At 45.8% G+C, this 17075-nt stretch carries 13 protein-coding genes; all 13 read right to left on the bottom strand.

What is annotated here, in order from left to right:
• Positions 1-10: 10 nt before the first annotated feature.
• Positions 11-1015 (bottom strand): polysaccharide deacetylase family protein, encoded by a 1005-nt coding sequence (locus tag MKY98_RS10480; RefSeq protein WP_176715716.1) that lies wholly within the window; start codon positions 1013-1015, stop codon positions 11-13.
• Between the two features lie 229 nt (positions 1016-1244).
• The gene (pnp, locus tag MKY98_RS10475; RefSeq protein ID WP_039274655.1) at positions 1245-3347 is read right to left on the bottom strand and encodes a polyribonucleotide nucleotidyltransferase; all 2103 of its coding nucleotides are present in this window, start codon (positions 3345-3347) and stop codon (positions 1245-1247) included.
• 214 nt (positions 3348-3561) lie between these two features.
• The gene (gene rpsO, locus MKY98_RS10470; RefSeq protein ID WP_007430074.1) at positions 3562-3831 is read right to left on the bottom strand and encodes a 30S ribosomal protein S15; all 270 of its coding nucleotides are present in this window, start codon (positions 3829-3831) and stop codon (positions 3562-3564) included.
• Positions 3832-3963: 132 nt separating this feature from the next.
• On the bottom strand, positions 3964-4902 hold the full coding sequence (locus MKY98_RS10465; protein ID WP_069011409.1) for a bifunctional riboflavin kinase/FAD synthetase: 939 nt from the start codon (positions 4900-4902) through the stop codon (positions 3964-3966).
• A gap of 169 nt (positions 4903-5071) precedes the next feature.
• Positions 5072-6010, bottom strand: a complete 939-nt coding sequence (gene truB / locus MKY98_RS10460) for a tRNA pseudouridine(55) synthase TruB (RefSeq protein WP_069011408.1) — start codon at positions 6008-6010, stop codon at positions 5072-5074.
• The gene (locus tag MKY98_RS10455) at positions 6007-6984 is read right to left on the bottom strand and encodes a DHH family phosphoesterase (RefSeq protein ID WP_069011407.1); all 978 of its coding nucleotides are present in this window, start codon (positions 6982-6984) and stop codon (positions 6007-6009) included. The genes truB and MKY98_RS10455 overlap by 4 nt, the downstream gene beginning before the upstream one ends.
• 51 nt (positions 6985-7035) lie before the next feature.
• Positions 7036-7386 carry a 30S ribosome-binding factor RbfA gene (gene rbfA / locus MKY98_RS10450; protein ID WP_010346342.1) on the bottom strand — a complete coding sequence of 117 codons (351 nt, stop codon included), beginning with the start codon at positions 7384-7386 and terminating at the stop codon, positions 7036-7038.
• Between the two features lie 20 nt (positions 7387-7406).
• On the bottom strand, positions 7407-9962 hold the full coding sequence (gene infB, locus MKY98_RS10445) for a translation initiation factor IF-2 (RefSeq protein WP_029517022.1): 2556 nt from the start codon (positions 9960-9962) through the stop codon (positions 7407-7409).
• The gene (locus MKY98_RS10440) at positions 9955-10278 is read right to left on the bottom strand and encodes a L7Ae/L30e/S12e/Gadd45 family ribosomal protein (RefSeq protein WP_029517021.1); all 324 of its coding nucleotides are present in this window, start codon (positions 10276-10278) and stop codon (positions 9955-9957) included. Before MKY98_RS10440 ends, infB begins: the two co-directional genes overlap by 8 nt.
• Positions 10271-10579, bottom strand: a complete 309-nt coding sequence (rnpM, locus tag MKY98_RS10435; RefSeq protein WP_007430067.1) for an RNase P modulator RnpM — start codon at positions 10577-10579, stop codon at positions 10271-10273. The genes MKY98_RS10440 and rnpM overlap by 8 nt, the downstream gene beginning before the upstream one ends.
• Positions 10580-10602: 23 nt before the next feature.
• Entirely contained in the window at positions 10603-11700 is a 1098-nt protein-coding gene (gene nusA, locus MKY98_RS10430; protein ID WP_013309927.1) for a transcription termination factor NusA, read from the bottom strand.
• Between the two features lie 101 nt (positions 11701-11801).
• Positions 11802-12263 carry a ribosome maturation factor RimP gene (gene rimP / locus MKY98_RS10425; RefSeq protein ID WP_029517020.1) on the bottom strand — a complete coding sequence of 154 codons (462 nt, stop codon included), beginning with the start codon at positions 12261-12263 and terminating at the stop codon, positions 11802-11804.
• A gap of 311 nt (positions 12264-12574) precedes the next feature.
• Positions 12575-16891 carry a PolC-type DNA polymerase III gene (locus MKY98_RS10420; protein ID WP_029517019.1) on the bottom strand — a complete coding sequence of 1439 codons (4317 nt, stop codon included), beginning with the start codon at positions 16889-16891 and terminating at the stop codon, positions 12575-12577.
• Positions 16892-17075 lie beyond the last annotated feature (184 nt).

Below are 17075 nucleotides of genomic sequence, written 5' to 3'. Positions count from 1 at the left end.
AAAAAGACGTTCACTCAACCGGAACAGGTAGCTGCCGATCAGGAGAAAGCGTCTGACTGACAGTTCCGAGCATAAGTCCCTTACTACGAATGGCATGGATCATGCCTTTGAGAGCAGCCGCTGAGGAATCTGTTGGGTGCATTAATATCAGGGAGCCTGATTCAACCTTACTACTGATTTTGTTAATCACCGATTCTGGTGACGGATGTTTCCAATCTACTGTGTCCAATGTCCACAACACTGTTTTGAGCCCACTTTCTGCTGCTATATCCACCGTTTGCTGATTAAAATCACCCGAAGGAGGGGCAAACCAGTAATTTTTGATACCCAAAGTTTCTTGGAGAAGTACTTGAGTCTTTTCAATTTCTTGTGTGGCTCTGGCCCGACTCAGACGGCTCATATTCGGATGAGAGTAAGCATGATTTGAAAGCTCATGCCCTCTTTTTTGAATCTCCTTGGCGAGATCAGGATTTTTTTTCAACCAACTTCCATCAAGAAAAAATGTAGCCTTGATCTTTTCCTGATCCAACGTGTTCAGTATCGGCAGGATAAATTCATTCCCCCATGCTACATTGATCATGAAGGAGACCATCGGCTTTTCGGGATTTCCCCTGTATATTGGAACATTACCGAGCTGATTTAAATGTATTTTAGGTGCCAATTGCCGATATACATATTGAATAGGTCGATCCGGAGATGCAATCGCTTTGCGATAGGTAGCATCCAAATCCACCTCCAGCCCGTTATAGCCTGGAATAGCCTTCCATACCCTGTCGATCTTGGCATCAACTGGCTCCCGCCGCTGACGGGCTGCTTCTGTTCTTAGTCGCTGCATAAGCGCATTATCGGGTAAAGCCGCCATCGCCATCGTTGTTTCAACTTTAGGCTCCCCAACTCCTATAACGTCTCCATTGCGTAATTGATCAGCGAAGTCACGAACCCCGCTAAACTGTCCGATTACCAGTGTGATGGCTAAACTGGCTACCACCCACACTGCTCTTTTTGTCCTACTCATGATTCCTTCATCCCCCCGCCCGTTTGTCCACATTGTATGCGACGAGGACAAGAACTATGACGTAGCAAGCTCTAGAAGCTCACTTGGGTGCAGCTTGTGTATATGTATGAAAAAAGAGCCAGAAACGTAGCTCTGCCTCTTTCCAAAAGCTTAAACAATGCTATTCAAATCCCTTGTACTGTTAATACGAAAAGCTTCTCCTGCCTTTCTAGTCTGCGACATGCAGGTCCTAGGATTTTGCAGGTGCTTCTGCTGTCAGAACAGCCTTACGGGACAGATTGACACGTCCTTGTTGATCAATTTCGGTTACTTTCACCGTAATTGTATCCCCAATAGCAATTACATCTTCAACTTTGGCTACACGCTCAGTAGACAGTTGAGAAATATGAACCAGACCATCTTTACCTGGTAAAATTTCAACAAATGCACCGAATTTCTCAATCCGTTTTACTGTACCGATGTAAATCTCACCGACCACGACTTCCTTTACGATACCCTCAATAATGGAACGTGCTTTTTCATTCATCTCTTGATTTGTGGAAGCGATGAACACACGACCATCTTGTTCAATATCGATTTTCACGCCGGTTTCTTCGATGATTTTGTTGATGATTTTACCACCAGCTCCAATAACATCACGGATTTTGTCCGGGTTAATGTGCATCGTCATAATTTTTGGAGCATACGGAGACAACTGCTCACGTGGCTTCTGGATCGCTTCCATCATTTTGCTAAGAATGAACAAGCGTCCTTCTTTAGCTTGCTTGAGCGCATCCTGTAAAATCTGGCGGTCAATACCGTTAATTTTAATATCCATTTGAATGGCAGTTACGCCTTCCGCAGTACCAGCAACTTTAAAGTCCATATCGCCCAGGTGATCTTCCATACCTTGGATATCAGTCAATACGGAGACATGATCTCCATCCTTGATCAATCCCATCGCTACACCTGCAACCGGAGCTTTAATTGGTACACCTGCATCCATCATAGCCAGTGTACTTGCACAAATACTAGCTTGTGAAGTCGAACCATTCGATTCCAGTACCTCGGAAACCAGACGGATGGTGTATGGAAATTCAGTTTCGGAAGGAATTACTTTGGAAAGCGCACGTTCACCAAGAGCACCATGTCCGATTTCACGACGACCTGGCGCACGCAAAGGACGAGCCTCCCCTACGCTGAACGGCGGGAAATTGTAATGATGCATGAAGCGTTTTGTTTCTTCCAAATCAATACCGTCCAAAATTTGCACATCACCCAATGCACCAAGTGTACAAATGCTAAGTGCTTGCGTTTGACCGCGTGTAAATAAGCCCGAACCATGAGTACGCGGCAAGATGCTAGTGTCGCTTTCAATCGGACGAATTTCGTCAAGCTTACGACCATCAGGACGCACTTTATCATGCGTGATCAGACGACGTACTTCTTCCTTGACGATATCATAGAGAACTTCGCTCACGTCGCTCAAAAGCTCTGGTGTCTCTATGTATTGTGCTTCAAAATGGGCAACTGTCTCTTCGTTGACTGCATCAATCGCCTCTTGACGGGCATGTTTTTCTGCAATTTTAACAGCTTCCATTAAACGTTCAGCTGCATAAGCACGTACTTCACTGTTCACTTTTTCATCAACAGCATGCAGTTTAACCTGCATTTTCTCTTTACCTGCTACTTGCACCAATTGTTCAATGACTGCCACAATGTTCTTAATCTCATCATGACCGAACATAATGGCTTCCAGCATAACTTCCTCTGGAATCTCATTGCCTTCGGCTTCTACCATCATGATGGCATCTTTCGTTCCGGCTACAACCAGGTACATGTCGCTTGCATTCTGCTGTGCAATATCCGGGTTAATCACAAATTGTCCGTCTACACGTCCTACAGCGACTCCACCGATTGGCCCATTAAAAGGTACATCCGAAATGCTAAGTGCTGCCGAGGTTCCGATCATTGCTGCAATTTCAGGTTCGCAATCCTGATCGACACTCATAACCAGGTTCAACACCTGTACATCATTCCGGAAACCTTCCGGGAACAATGGGCGAATTGGACGGTCTGTCAAACGGCTGGACAAAATTGCTTTTTGACTCGGACGTCCTTCACGTTTAATAAATCCGCCAGGAATTTTCCCCACAGCATACAATCTTTCCTCATAGTTTACGGTCAGTGGAAAAAAGTCCAAATCTTTCGGTTCACGTGAAGCGGTCACGGTACAAAGCACAACTGTTTCTCCGTAACTCACTTTAACTGCCGCATTGGCTTGTTTCGCAAGACGTCCTGTTTCCAGCACCAGCTTTCTTCCGCCGAGCTGCATTTCTACGCGTTGCTCCATGGTATCCCTCCATTTCATTTCATTGTAAAAGTTCTATACATATTCAGTATTTCCTGCGCAGGTCTTATTCATAAGAAGCTCGCAGGCAAATCAGGATATGTAATTCAAAAAAAGATTCCTCATTTCAAAAAAGAACCCGGCTGCTGTCCGCCGTCGCCTTAGCAGGGACAAGCGGTGAACAACCAGGCTTCTTTTCTCATTACATGTCTGAAAATTAACGACGCAGTCCGAGACGCTCGATCAACGCACTGTAACGTTTAACATCAGTCTTCTTCAGGTAAGCCAAAAGTTTACGACGCTGACCGACCATTTTCAACAACCCGCGGCGGGAGTGATGGTCTTTCTTGTGCGAACGAAAGTGACTTTGCAAGTTGACGATGTTTTCAGTAAGGATAGCGATTTGTACCTCTGGTGATCCTGTATCGGATTCATGAGTTTTGTACTCCTCGATCAATTGCTGTTTACGTTCTTGAGTCAATGCCATCCTGTTCACCTCCTTCATTATAATCGCCATTAGCCTCGTAGCCGCCGGTGAAAGCGGACAACCAAGCTAAGGTTCATCGTTGTTTACACAACATAAGTCAGTATAACACAGCGCCTGTCTTATGTAAATAAATTAGCCTAACAGCTTTTTAGCCGTTTGTGCGTCATTGCCAATTTGGTTGATCAGCTCATCCACCGAAGAGAATTTGCGTTCAGGACGGATGTAGTGGTGAAGCTCCACAAGTACAGACTCTCCATAAATTTGCTGATTAAAATCAAATAGATGTACCTCAAACGACGGATTCAGCACACCTTCATGGAAAGTAGGCTTAACCCCTACATTCATTACACCGTTTATCCAACGATCACCTACTAGTGCTCGTACAGCGTATACACCCTTGATCGGAATCGCGTAAGTATCACTCAGTTTGAGATTAGCGGTCGGAAAACCGATCGTACGTCCACGCTTCTCCCCATCCATTACAGTACCCTGGATACGATAAGGACGTCCCAACCAGCGAGAGGCATGCGCTAGATCCCCAGTCTGTAAAGCACGGCGAATTCCAGAGCTGCTCACCTTGTCCCCATCCAGTTCGAACGGTGGTACGGTGTGCACAGACATCAGCTTTCCTCCCAGCGTCCGAAGTGTATTCTCATGCCCTGCTCCCCGGTGGCCAAACCGAAAATCAAAGCCTACTACCGCTGTTCGAATTTGCAATGGAAGCAGCACGTCGCTCATAAACGCCTCAGGGCTGACCTTGGAAAATTCTTCGTTAAAACTCAAAATATAAAGTACATCCACACCCATATCAGCCAGAATAGTCTGCTTGTCCGCAAGCGGTGTTAAATAACCTTCATAATCGCCTTTTTTCATGACTTCCTTCGGATGAGGGTGAAATGTCATGACAGATACCGGCATTTGCTGTTCACGAGCCAGCGCAACGGCCTCGCGTATCACGCTTGCGTGTCCAAGATGAAGACCATCAAACTGACCGATCGCCGTGACCTGTGAACGTCCCCATTGCTGCAAAAGCTCATCACTCAATGGATAAGATAACGATACGGTAATCATTATTAATTCACCTGCATTTCACATCATTTGACTAACTTCGTCAAAATTATAGCACAATTCAAGGTAAGAAAAACGTCTATCGACGTAATTCACGGAAGCCAGATCACGCCTAGCGGAAGTTTTTCTTGCAATTATAGAATTGTTCAGCTCCCCTGAAAATCTATAAATTCTATAATCTTAAAAAAACTTTAATGGGAGCAATCGCGTCTGATTCATCCCGACCAAATATGCCTAAAAACGTTTTATCCTCTTTATACAAACGGAAAGGCTGGTTGTCCGTCACAGGTGGTGAAATCATATTCAGCGACAGGCGCTGGCCTTGCAGAGCCGCAGTTACCTTGGCTTCAGCCACAAAATGTTCAGGCATATAGTCAATCGCCTGATCCGTTGTAATAAGTCGCTCTCCAAGACTGCCATCCGCTACGAAACGCTCTATCTCTTCGAAAGTCAGACAACGTTCCGCAGGAATTCCCGCAGACATGGTTCGCTCCAGCTTGACCATCGTTGAAGGATATCCTAATTCACGGCCAATATCAACACATAGTGTACGGATATAAGTACCTTTGGAGCATAAGGCACGAAAAGAAATATCCACATACGCCTCCGTCTCCGCGAATCCCGTCATCTCCAACTCATAAATGCTTACTTCACGGCTTTGGCGCTCAACAGTTTTGCCTTCTCGAGCCAGTTCGTATAGGCGTTTGCCGTCCACTTTTAGCGCGGAGTACATTGGAGGCACTTGGGAGATCGTACCAACAAAACGCTTCAGAACCGCTTTGACTTCCACTTCCGTCACCTCTACTGGACGTTCACTTTCTTCCGTAATTTCCCCAGTCAGGTCCTCGGTATCCGTGGCAATGCCTAATCGCAGTGTAGCCAGATATTCCTTGGGCCGCTCTTGCATGTATTCCACCACGCGGGTGGCACGTCCCAGACACAAGGGCAAAACACCGGTTACTTGCGGATCAAGCGTTCCAGTGTGTCCGATTCGCTTCATACCTAATAAACGGCGAGCCTTGGCCACCACATCATGAGAGGTAAATCCAGCAGGTTTATAGACTGGTAGGACGCCTTCCCAAGCTGCTTGTTCCTTCTTTATCGGGTTCATAGCTCAGACTTCACCCGCCCTACAACTGTCTTAATGATATCTTCCAGTTTACCCTCTAGCCGACAGCCAGCCGCACGTACATGTCCACCGCCTCCAAATGATTGAGCCAGCGCGGCTACATCTACATTCCCTGCCGATCTCAAGCTGGCCTTGACCGCTTGATCATTAATAACCTTAAAGAAAATGCCTACCTCAACACCACGAATATTTCTTGGGTAATTCACGATGCCTTCCAAGTCCTCATTTACAGCGCCACATTCTGTCATATCGTCAGGTGATACAACGACCCAAGCGACTTTTCCATCCTCGGACATCGTGAGCGTTTGCAATGCTTTTGTCAGCACCTTCATTTGTGGAAAGGTCATTTCCTCGAGCAATTTCTCAGATAAAGAGGGACCATCTACACCGTAAGCAAGTAACTGTGACACAGCAGACATCACTTTCGGTGAAGTGTTGGAATAACGGAAACCTCCTGTATCCGTTAGCAACCCTGTATATAAAGCCGTTGCTACTTCGACGTCCCAGGTTACTGCAAACTCTTCCAGTAGATCAAAAAGAATTTCCGCTGTTGCCGCAGCATCTGACTTAATCACATTAACTGTACCATAAGCATCATTTGTTGGATGATGATCAATATTCAGGATAATGGCATCTTCCGTAAAAAACTGCTCTGTCAAACCAACACGACGGTAATCCGCACAATCTACACAAATGATCCGATTGTATTTCCGTTCTGGCGGTTGCTGGCTCATATCCATAATCTCATCGGCATGCCATAAAAAATCCATGCGCTTGGGAATAGGTCCCTCATTCAGCATGGTAAATTTCTTCCCCAGACATGAGAGAAGCCAGCCCACCGTTACGGTGGAGCTGACTGCGTCTCCGTCCGGCTGTACATGCGATACGATCAGGTAATCATCATGCTCCAGAATAAATTCCTTCGCTTGTTGAAGCGCCTGTTCATAGGTATGCATTGCCTTCTCCTTTACATTCAGTTCATGGTTCCTTCAGACAAACTAAAAGTTTTATTTTTCATCCTTGTCGATATCACTCAGCAGTTTTTCAATTCGACTGCCGTAAGCAATAGATTCGTCAATTTTGAAAATCAACTCAGGAATATGGCGCAGCCGTATCCGTTTGCCGAGTTCAGAACGAAGATAACCGTTCGCTTTGTCCAATGCTTTCAGGGAAGAATTTTTTTGTTCTTCATCCCCGAGCACGCTCAAGTATATTTTCGCTTGGGACAAATCATTTGTAAGATCGACACCCGTTACCGTGATAAAACCGATGCGGGGGTCTTTTAATTCAGTTTGGATGAGTTGGCTTAGCTCCTTCTTGATCTGCTCGCCAACCCGACCTGTACGTATTTTAGCCATGGATGCTCACCTCTCTGCCGTTAGCGCTCCACTGTTTCCATGACGAACGCTTCAATAATGTCGAGTTCCTTAACATCATTATAGCCATCAAGGGTAATACCGCATTCGTAACCTTGGGCAACTTCTTTTGCGTCGTCCTTAAAGCGTTTCAGTGAGTCGATTTTACCTTCAAAAATGACGATGCCATCACGAATCAGGCGTGCTTCTGCTGAACGGGTAATTTTACCGGATGTCACCATACAACCAGCGATCGTACCGACTTTAGTAACTTTGAACACGTTACGTACTTCAGCATGCCCAATCACATTTTCTTTATATTCAGGATCCAGCATGCCCTTCATGGCTTGCTCTATTTCTTCAATGACATTGTAAATGACACGGTGTAGACGAATGTCCACTTTTTCAGCTTCCGCTGTAGATTTCGCCTGGTTATCCGGACGAACATTAAAACCAATGACAATAGCATTGGAAGCTGCGGCCAAAATAATATCGGATTCGGTGATTGCTCCTGCACCACTGTGAAGAATTTTAACGCGCACACCTTCGACTTCAATCTTGTTCAAGGAACCTTTCAACGCTTCGACAGAACCTTGCACGTCACCTTTAATAATGACGTTCAGATCCTTCATTTCGCCATCCTTGATGTGTTGGAACAGGTCATCCAGTGTTACGCGTGTATTACTGCCCAGATCAGATTGGCGTTGTGTGATCGCACGTCTGTCAGCAATAGCGCGTGCTTTCCGCTCATCCTCAAACACCATGAATGGATCGCCAGCAAGTGGAACTTCTGTCAAACCAGTAATTTCAACTGGAGTGGAAGGACCTGCTTCCTTAAGACGACGACCTTTATCGTTGACCATGGCACGCACACGTCCGAAGCAGTTACCCGCTACGAAAGCATCGCCAACTTTCAGTGTACCATTCTGAACGAGGATACGAGCCACAGAACCGCGGCCTTTATCCAGTTCTGCCTCGATGATGGTACCACGTGCCCGTTTGTTCGGATTCGCTTTGTACTCATTCACTTCAGCTACGAGCAGAATCATTTCGAGCAGGTCTTCCAGACCCATTCTTTGTTTCGCGGAAACGTTGACGAAAATCGTATCGCCGCCCCACTCTTCAGGTACCAATTCATATTCAGTGAGTTCTTGCTTCACTTTATCCGGGTTGGCATCTGGTTTGTCGATCTTGTTCACAGCTACGATAATTGGCAGACCTGCCGCCTTCGCATGGTTAATAGCTTCGACCGTCTGAGGCATAACACCGTCATCAGCTGCAACCACGATAATCGTCATATCTGTCACTTGAGCACCACGTGCACGCATAGCAGTAAAGGCTTCGTGACCCGGTGTATCCAGGAAAGTGATTTTTTTGCTGTTAATTTCAACTTGGTATGCACCAATATGCTGTGTAATACCGCCAGCTTCGCCACCAGTTACATTAGTCGAGCGAATGGCATCCAGCAAAGTTGTTTTACCATGATCGACGTGACCCATAATCGTTACAACGGGTGGACGTGTTTTCAGATCCGCAGGATCATCATTTTCTTCCACCGTTTCAAAACGATCTTCTTCGACCGGAATTTTCACTTCTACCTCGACACCAAAGTCTCCGGCAAGCAAGAGGATAGTATCCATATCCAGTTCCTGGTTAATGGTCGCCATCGTTCCGAGCATAATCAGCTTTTTGATGACTTCTGACGCATCCTTGTGAAGAAGCTTGGCAGTTTCGCCTACGGTCATCTCACCACGAACAATAATTTTCTTTGGCGTGTTGTCGATTTTCTCGCGACGTTCCTGTTGTTGACCTTTACCACGATTGTTAAATTTCCCGCCACGATTGCTACCACCGCGATTATTGCCTCCACGACCACCGTTACCACCGCGTCCGCCGCCTTGACGGTTATCGTCAAAACGTCCTTGACCGGAACGGTTACCACCGTTGTTGGAGTTACTGCCTGTACGGTTGCCACCACTACGGTTCGCATTGTTGCTACCTGTGGAGGATGATGTTCTTACAGCCGTACCACCCTGACTACTTCCCTGAGGGCGTGAGTTAGTGCTTTGGCTACCTTGAGGACGCGAACCTGTGTTACCGCCGGGACGCTGTTGTCCTCCCTGTTGTTGACCATTACTGCGGTTTTGTGTACTTTGCTGACCAGTGGGTCTGCTAGTACTTTGTTGACTGCGGTTTTGACCGCCCTGCTGACTGCTTTGCGCTTTTGGAGCGCTGCTTCGGTTACTGTTTTGGTTGTTGTTTGTCCTATTCATACTTACCTGCTTTTCCTGTTGATTTTTGGTTTGCTCAGTTGAATGATTACTATTCTGGCTTGAACCGGCCTGATTCGAGCTTACTTGCACCGTACCTGCTTCGCCTTGCTTGGCCGCAGCATTGGATTTAATATTCTTAAAAAAACTTTCCACTTTACCTACGGCATCATGTTCCATGACGCTCATATGGTTGTTCACGGGAATATCCAGCCGTTTAAGAATGGTGATAATTTCTTTGCTGCTCATGTTCAACGATTTGGCGTATTCGTATACCCGCACTTTGTCTTTGTTTTCTTGTTTACTCAATATACTCCACCTCCGACATTATCCCCGTATGTTTCTTGATCAATTTCGCGAATCCTTGATCCGTCACAGCCAGCACAACCCGTTCAGGCTTGCCGATACTGCTTCCCAAGCTTTCCCGGTCAAATCCTATCATTAAGGGGATTTTGTACGTCCCGCATTTGTCGCGGAATTTCTTTTGAGTATTCATTGAAGCATCTTTCGCAAGAATGACCAGCTTGGCTTCTGAAGACCTGATCGCTTTATAAACGATCTCATCACCTGTTAGCAGCTTGCCAGCTCTCATGGCAAGACCCAATCCAGACAGCGCCTTATTCATCCTGCACGCTGCCTTGTGCCGCCAGGAATTCTTCCTCGACGGCAGCAAAATCACGACTTAGCTGCTCATAAATATCAGGATGAACCGAGTGCTTCAATGCTCGATCCAGTGCCTTGCTCTTTTGAGCCAGCTTGAAGCAGGCGGCTTTGCCGCACAAGTAAGCGCCGCGTCCCGACTTTTTGCCAGTCAAGTCAATCAATACTTCGTCTTCAGGGGTTTTGACGACACGGATCAACTGCTTCTTTGGCATCATTTCATGACAGGCCACACATTTGCGCAAAGGTATCTTTCTCTGTTTCATGCATTAACCCCCCTACACTCCGCTTAATCTACAGAAACGGAATCCTGATGCATTTCATCGGTGGATGTTCTCGGTCTGCCGAGTTCTTCCTCCGCCTGTGTTTCACTCTTAATATCAATTTTCCAACCCGTAAGCTTAGCAGCAAGACGAGCATTTTGTCCTTTGATACCAATAGCAAGAGAAAGCTGATAATCAGGCACAATAACACGCGCCATTTTCTCTTCTTCAAACACCTGCACTTCGAGCACCTTGGATGGACTCAGCGCATTAGCCACGTATTCATCAACATTATCGGAATAACGTACAATGTCGATTTTTTCGCCACGCAGCTCGTTCACAATAGTCTGTACACGTGTTCCTCTAGGACCCACACAAGAGCCGACCGGATCCACCTCGGCGTTACGGGAATGAACCGCGATTTTAGAACGGAAGCCTGCTTCACGCGCTACGGAACGAATCTCTACAACACCATCAAAAATTTCAGGCACTTCGAGTTCGAACAAACGCTTAAGCAGACCCGGATGTGATCGGGACAGCATAATTTGCGGTCCTTTGGTTGTGTTTTCTACTTTGGTAATATAAGCCTTAATTCGATCCAGATGGCTAAATTTCTCATTAGGCATCAATTCGCCTAACGGGAGAACCGCTTCCACCTTACCAAGATCAATATAAATGTTACGTGGGTCTTGGCGCTGTACAGTTCCTGTTACAATATCTTCTTCCTTGTCCACAAACTTGTTGTAGATCAGTCCCCGTTCCGCTTCGCGGATACGCTGGGTCACGACCTGCTTCGCAGTTTGTGCAGCAATCCGTCCAAAATCACGTGGTGTAACTTCAATTTCAGCGATATCTTCCAACTGAAAATGCGGGTTAATCTCACGAGCCGCAGGCAATGAAATCTCGGTGCGAGGATCCAATACCTCCTCAACGATCAGCTTGCGGGCATATACCTTAATGACTCCCGAGTTGCGGTTCATATCAACACGCACGTTTTGTGCGGTGTTGAAATTCCGTTTGTAACTAGAAATCAAGGCTGCTTCAATGGCCTCAAACAGCACATCCTTGCTGATCCCCTTTTCTCTTTCCAACTCGTTCATTGCTTCAATAAAATCCATACTCATGGATTACTGCTCCCCCTTTCAAATGATGCACCTGCGTACTGGTCGGCACACGAGGCAAAAAAACATGTAGTACATGTCAAACAGCAACAGTCAAATCTGAATTAAAATATGATCGCGAGCCTTGCACCAGCTACCTTGTCATAAGGTATAGCATGCTTCTTTTGTCCGCTTTGAACGGTGAGTTCCCCATCTTCAAAAGAAAGCAAACGACCTTCAAATTCCTTCAGGCCGTTGATCGGCTCGTATGTAGTAACGAATACGTTTTTGCCTACCGCTTTAGTAACGTCCTCCGCTTTTTTTAGCGGTCTTTCGGCGCCTGGTGAAGACACTTCCAGAAAATATGCTGTAGAAACAGGGTCATTTTCATCCAACTTTTGACCCAAATATTCACTGATCATACTGCAGTCGTCCAGATCAATTCCTCCGTCTTTGTCTACAAAAACGCGAAGAAACCAATTACTGCCCTCTTTGACATACTCGACATCGACCAGTTCAAAACCATGCTCTTCGAGGTAAGGTTGGGCCATTTCTTCTACTACTGATTTGATCTTTGGTGTGCTCAAAGATTATAACCTCCAAAAGTGAACTTTCCTGTGTTGAAAAAAAGATGCCCTATTGCATGGACAATGCTTCTCCATCACCGGCATTTTCATTTTCATTTGATGTAATGTTCATTTCGGGCTCACTGCAAATAAACCGGCGTACCGGTTTCGTGCCCAAAAACTACCTTTTCACGTTGTAACTGTATATCAAACAGTAAAGAGTGGGTTTCCCCACTCTTTTAGCAACGGTTTTATCTCCATGATTACCAAAAAAATTATAACATAACCGTAGTTATGTGACAAGTGCCAGAGCTTGACTACTGTGGTTCGGATTAAAACAGAGACAACTGATTACTCTCTGGAAGACCTCGAAAGCAACCCATCTGGGACAGCATTTCGACAATGGTTTTACTAGCCTTCGATTTTTGTTGAAAATCCTCGACAGACAAAAATTCACCATGTTCACGGGAGGCTGCGATGTTACGTGCCGCGTTGTCTCCAATTCCCTGAAGAGCTCCGAATGGCGGAATGAGTGAATCTCCATCCACCTTGAAGCGTGTAGCTTCGGAACGGTACAAATCAATGGATTTAAAACTAAACCCGCGAGCCGTCATTTCCAGAGCCATTTCCAGGATCGGAAGCATCCCTTTTTCTTTGGGAGGTGCCTGAAAACCGAGTTGCTCGATTTCGACAATCTTCCGCGCGATTGCATCATATCCCTGACAGCACAGCTCAATATCAAAATCGGCTGCACGTACTGAAAAGTAAGTCGCATAATATTCAATCGGATGATACAGCTTAAAGTACGCTGTGCGCACTGCTGAAATAACATACGCTGCAGCATGCGCCTTCGGAAACATGTACTGGATTTTCAGACAAGAATCAATGTACCACTGTGGCACCTTGCATTTTTTCATTTCTTCAATCCATTCAGCACTAAGCCCCTTACCTTTACGTACGCTCTCCGTAATTTTAAAGGCCAGACCTGCGTCCATGCCTGCCTTGTAAATCAAAAACAGCATGATGTCATCACGGCAACCAATTACAGTCTTGATGTTACAGGTATTATTCTTAATCAGTTCCTGTGCATTCCCCAGCCATACGCCCGTGCCGTGAGACAGTCCGGATATTTGCAGTAAATCGGCAAAAGAACTTGGCTGCGACTCTACTAGCATTTGGCGCACAAACTTCGTCCCCATCTCTGGTACACCATAGGTTGCTACAGGCGTGCGGATTTGCTGGGGTGTAACACCGAGCGCCTCCGTGGAGTTGAACATGCTCATCACCTTAGGATCATTCATTGGAATGGTCGTAGGATCGACACCAGTTAAATCCTGAAGCATCCTCATCATGGTCGGATCATCATGACCCAGAATATCGAGTTTGAGTAAATTCGCATCAAAAGCGTGATAATCAAAATGCGTTGTTTTCCATTCCGAGCTTGTATCATCGGCGGGGTACTGTACCGGCGTAATATCCTCGACCTCAATATAATCGGGAACAACGACAATTCCGCCTGGATGTTGCCCGGTACTGCGTTTGACCCCTGTACAGCCCGAAGCCAGCCTATTCAGCTCAGCCCCACGCCATTTTTTATGATGCGCCTCTTCATATTTCTTGGCAAAGCCAAAGGCTGTCTTCTCAGCAACGGTACCGATGGTTCCAGCACGGAATACACTTTTCTCACCAAACAGTACTTTCGTATAGTTATGTGCGACAGGCTGATATTCGCCAGAGAAGTTCAAGTCAATATCGGGAACTTTATCTCCCTTAAACCCAAGAAACGTTTCAAACGGAATATCCTGTCCCTCACCCTTCAGTTTGCCGCCGCAATTCGGACAATTTTTGTCCGGCAAATCAAATCCACTCGGCACACTACCGTCCAAAATCCATTCGCTATGTCTGCATTCAGGATTACCGCAAATATAATGTGCAGGCAGTGGATTAACCTCGGAAATACCGAGGAAGGTAGCGACCACAGAAGATCCAACAGACCCCCGTGAACCTACCAGATATCCATCCTTATTAGACTTTTTAACCAAGCGCTCGGAAATAAGATAGTTGGCAGAGAAACCGTATTTAATAATCGGCTCCAGTTCTTTTTCAAGGCGAGCTACAACCACCTCGGGCAATTCCTCACCATAGATAGATTTAGCCGTCTCATAGCAAGTGTTACGGATTTCCTCGTCCGCCCCATCCAGCAAAGGTGTAAACAGCTTGTCAGGGAACAACTCCAGCTCCTCAAATCGATCCGCCAACTCACTGGTATTCTTCACAACGACTTCATAGGCTTTCTCCTCGCCCAAAAACTCGAATTCTGCCAGCATTTCGTCTGTGGTGCGTAAATGCGCATCAGGCTTACGAATATCTTTTAGCGGACTAAATCCCGTAATGCCATGTATCGTAATATCACGGTACAACTTATCGCGCGTTTCCAAATAGTGAACATTGCCTGTGGCAATTACGGGCTTATCAAGTCGCCGCCCAATTTCGCATACTTTGCGTATTGCCGTTTTCAGAGCATCAGGCCCGCTTACCAGTTGTTTTTCTACTAAATGCATATACATCGTCAAAGGTTGAATCTCCAACACATCATAAAACTGTGCTATTTCCTCGGCTTCTTCCTCGGACTTGTTCAACACAGCCTCGAAGAACTCTCCTTTTTCGCAGCCAGAAATAATAAGCAGTCCGTCTCTCATTTCTGACAATTTTGATTTAGGAATGCAAGGCACACGCTTGAAATATTCGGTATGAGACATCGAAACCAGCTTGTACAGATTTTTTTTACCAATCGGATTGAGGGCATAAATACAACAGTGAAATGGACGAACGGTCGATAAGTCCTTACCCACATAATCATTCAGACGATCGAGCATTTTTAAACCCTTAATTTGTTCCGCATCATTCAGCAAGCCATTCAGCACTTCAGTCAGTGCGACTGTATCGTCAATGGCTCGGTGATGGCTTTCGAGCGCCACTTTATATTTGGTCGTCAGCGTATTCAGACGATGGTTTTTCATTGTTGGAAACAGTAAACGAGCCAGTTCGAGCGTATCCAGTACCGGATTGGTCATTTCAGGCAAACCCATATTTCGAAGGGTGGCCTGGATAAAACCGACATCAAAACGCGCATTATGGGCAACCAATACAGCATCGCCAGCAAAAGCTACAAACTCCTTCATAACAGGTTCTACATCCGGCGCGTCCTTGACCATTTCATCGTTAATGTTGGTCAGTTGCTGTATATTATATGGAATGCGCTCATGCGGATTGACAAAGGTAGCATAACGATCAATTTCTTTGCCATCATGCATTTTCACAGCTGCAATCTCAATGATTTTATTCTGTGTAACCGATAAACCGGTGGTTTCAATATCAAAAACGACATAAGTCGCTGTTTTCAAATTTAATGGCTGTGCCTGCATTACAACCTCAACGGCATCATTAACCACATTGGCCTCAACACCGTAGATCATTTTAATGCCGTTTTTCTTTGCAGCCTTAGCAGCATCAGGGTAGCACTGCACTCCGCCATGGTCGGTGACTGCAATCGCCTTGTGCCCCCATTTGGCGGCTGTTTTAACGTATTGATCAATCGAGGCAACAGCATCCATTGCGCTCATCTTTGTATGGAGATGGAACTCGACTCGTTTTTCCTCTGCTTTATCCTTACGTGTGGGTGGAGCCTGTACTTCAACTAGATCAGAGGGAATCATAACCAGCTCGGGAATTTGCATAAAACGATCATATTCAACTCGACCCCGTACTTTGACCCATTTCCCGTTAGCCAACAAGCTGAGGATCTTCAGATCTTCTTTAGTTTTAGCAAACATTTTCATTTGCAGGGAATCACTAAAGTCGGTCAAATAATACGTAAACAACGTACTGCCATTGCGCAATTCTTTACTATCCAAACCGAAGATTGTTCCTTGTAAAGTGACTTTCTTCTCTTCGTCCTGAATATCTTGCATCGGAACAGCCGGTTCTTTGATGTCATAACCGAATTGAAGCCGTACGTCTCCTTCTTCTTCATCCAAAGGCGGCATTTCGGATTCCATACTTTCCATCATCTGCTGAATGACTTCGCGTTCTTCCTGCATTTTTTTCTCTTGGAATTGCTGTAACGCCTCCTGGTTACTTTCACCCACCTGGACTTTAATGCGCATAGAAAGCCCGAAATATTTATCGTAAAATTTGATGATAGCTTGATCTATCTGCTTTTTACGCGCCAGTTCCAACGACATACCGTCGCTCATCGTTAGCAATAATAGACCGTCGTCCCACTCATGCACAGCCCGATTCATCCAACCGTTAACCGATGGAATCTCACGATGTACCCACTCTAGAAAAAGTTTCCAGTATTCACTGATGATATCACCAGGCTGAATCTGCTCACTGTACTGAAAACGGAACGTAATTTTTGCGATGTGACTCATTTTTTCCTGTACTTGAATACAGAACGTACGATACACCTGAGCGGGGACCAATGTCTCCTTGGCAATGGTGATGTTCCAATCCTTATTGGTTCGGCTAATCTCCACTTGGTCAATCCAACCGTCCAAAAAATAAGGTTCAACCACTCCCGCCGGCATCCCAACTTGCTTCATTAGCAGTTCCAGCCGCTTTCTCTTTTCTTCAGCTCCGCCCATGGCTCTCCCCCCAATTTCAAATCTACCATTCTGAAAACATGAAAAGCTTCTGCGTCAAAAACATCTCCGACCGCAAAAGCTTTTCGTAGCCCTCTTCAATCCTCTTCACAACGACACATAGATCCTTCGGGACATTGTCCCGTAACAGTTACCATGTCAGCGAAGAGAATGAAGTGAGTATAGT

Source organism: Paenibacillus sp. FSL M8-0228 (genome assembly GCF_038007385.1).
GTDB lineage: Bacteria > Bacillota > Bacilli > Paenibacillales > Paenibacillaceae > Paenibacillus > Paenibacillus polymyxa_D.
Note: the sequence above shows the minus strand (reverse complement) of the source record. Positions and strands in the feature narration are given on the sequence as shown.

Bases quoted from the DNA above. Each gene is read 5' to 3' on its own strand.
- MKY98_RS10480 (WP_176715716.1), bottom strand. From the start codon at position 1,015: ATGAGTAGGACAAAAAGAGCAGTGTGGGTGGTAGCCAGTTTAGCCATC.
- pnp (WP_039274655.1), bottom strand. From the start codon at position 3,347: ATGGAGCAACGCGTAGAAATGCAGCTCGGCGGAAGAAAGCTGGTGCTG.
- rpsO (WP_007430074.1), bottom strand. From the start codon at position 3,831: ATGGCATTGACTCAAGAACGTAAACAGCAATTGATCGAGGAGTACAAA.
- MKY98_RS10465 (WP_069011409.1), bottom strand. From the start codon at position 4,902: ATGATTACCGTATCGTTATCTTATCCATTGAGTGATGAGCTTTTGCAG.
- truB (WP_069011408.1), bottom strand. From the start codon at position 6,010: ATGAACCCGATAAAGAAGGAACAAGCAGCTTGGGAAGGCGTCCTACCA.
- MKY98_RS10455 (WP_069011407.1), bottom strand. From the start codon at position 6,984: ATGCATACCTATGAACAGGCGCTTCAACAAGCGAAGGAATTTATTCTG.
- rbfA (WP_010346342.1), bottom strand. From the start codon at position 7,386: ATGGCTAAAATACGTACAGGTCGGGTTGGCGAGCAGATCAAGAAGGAG.
- MKY98_RS10440 (WP_029517021.1), bottom strand. From the start codon at position 10,278: ATGAATAAGGCGCTGTCTGGATTGGGTCTTGCCATGAGAGCTGGCAAG.
- rnpM (WP_007430067.1), bottom strand. From the start codon at position 10,579: ATGAAACAGAGAAAGATACCTTTGCGCAAATGTGTGGCCTGTCATGAA.
- nusA (WP_013309927.1), bottom strand. From the start codon at position 11,700: ATGAGTATGGATTTTATTGAAGCAATGAACGAGTTGGAAAGAGAAAAG.
- MKY98_RS10420 (WP_029517019.1), bottom strand. From the start codon at position 16,891: ATGGGCGGAGCTGAAGAAAAGAGAAAGCGGCTGGAACTGCTAATGAAG.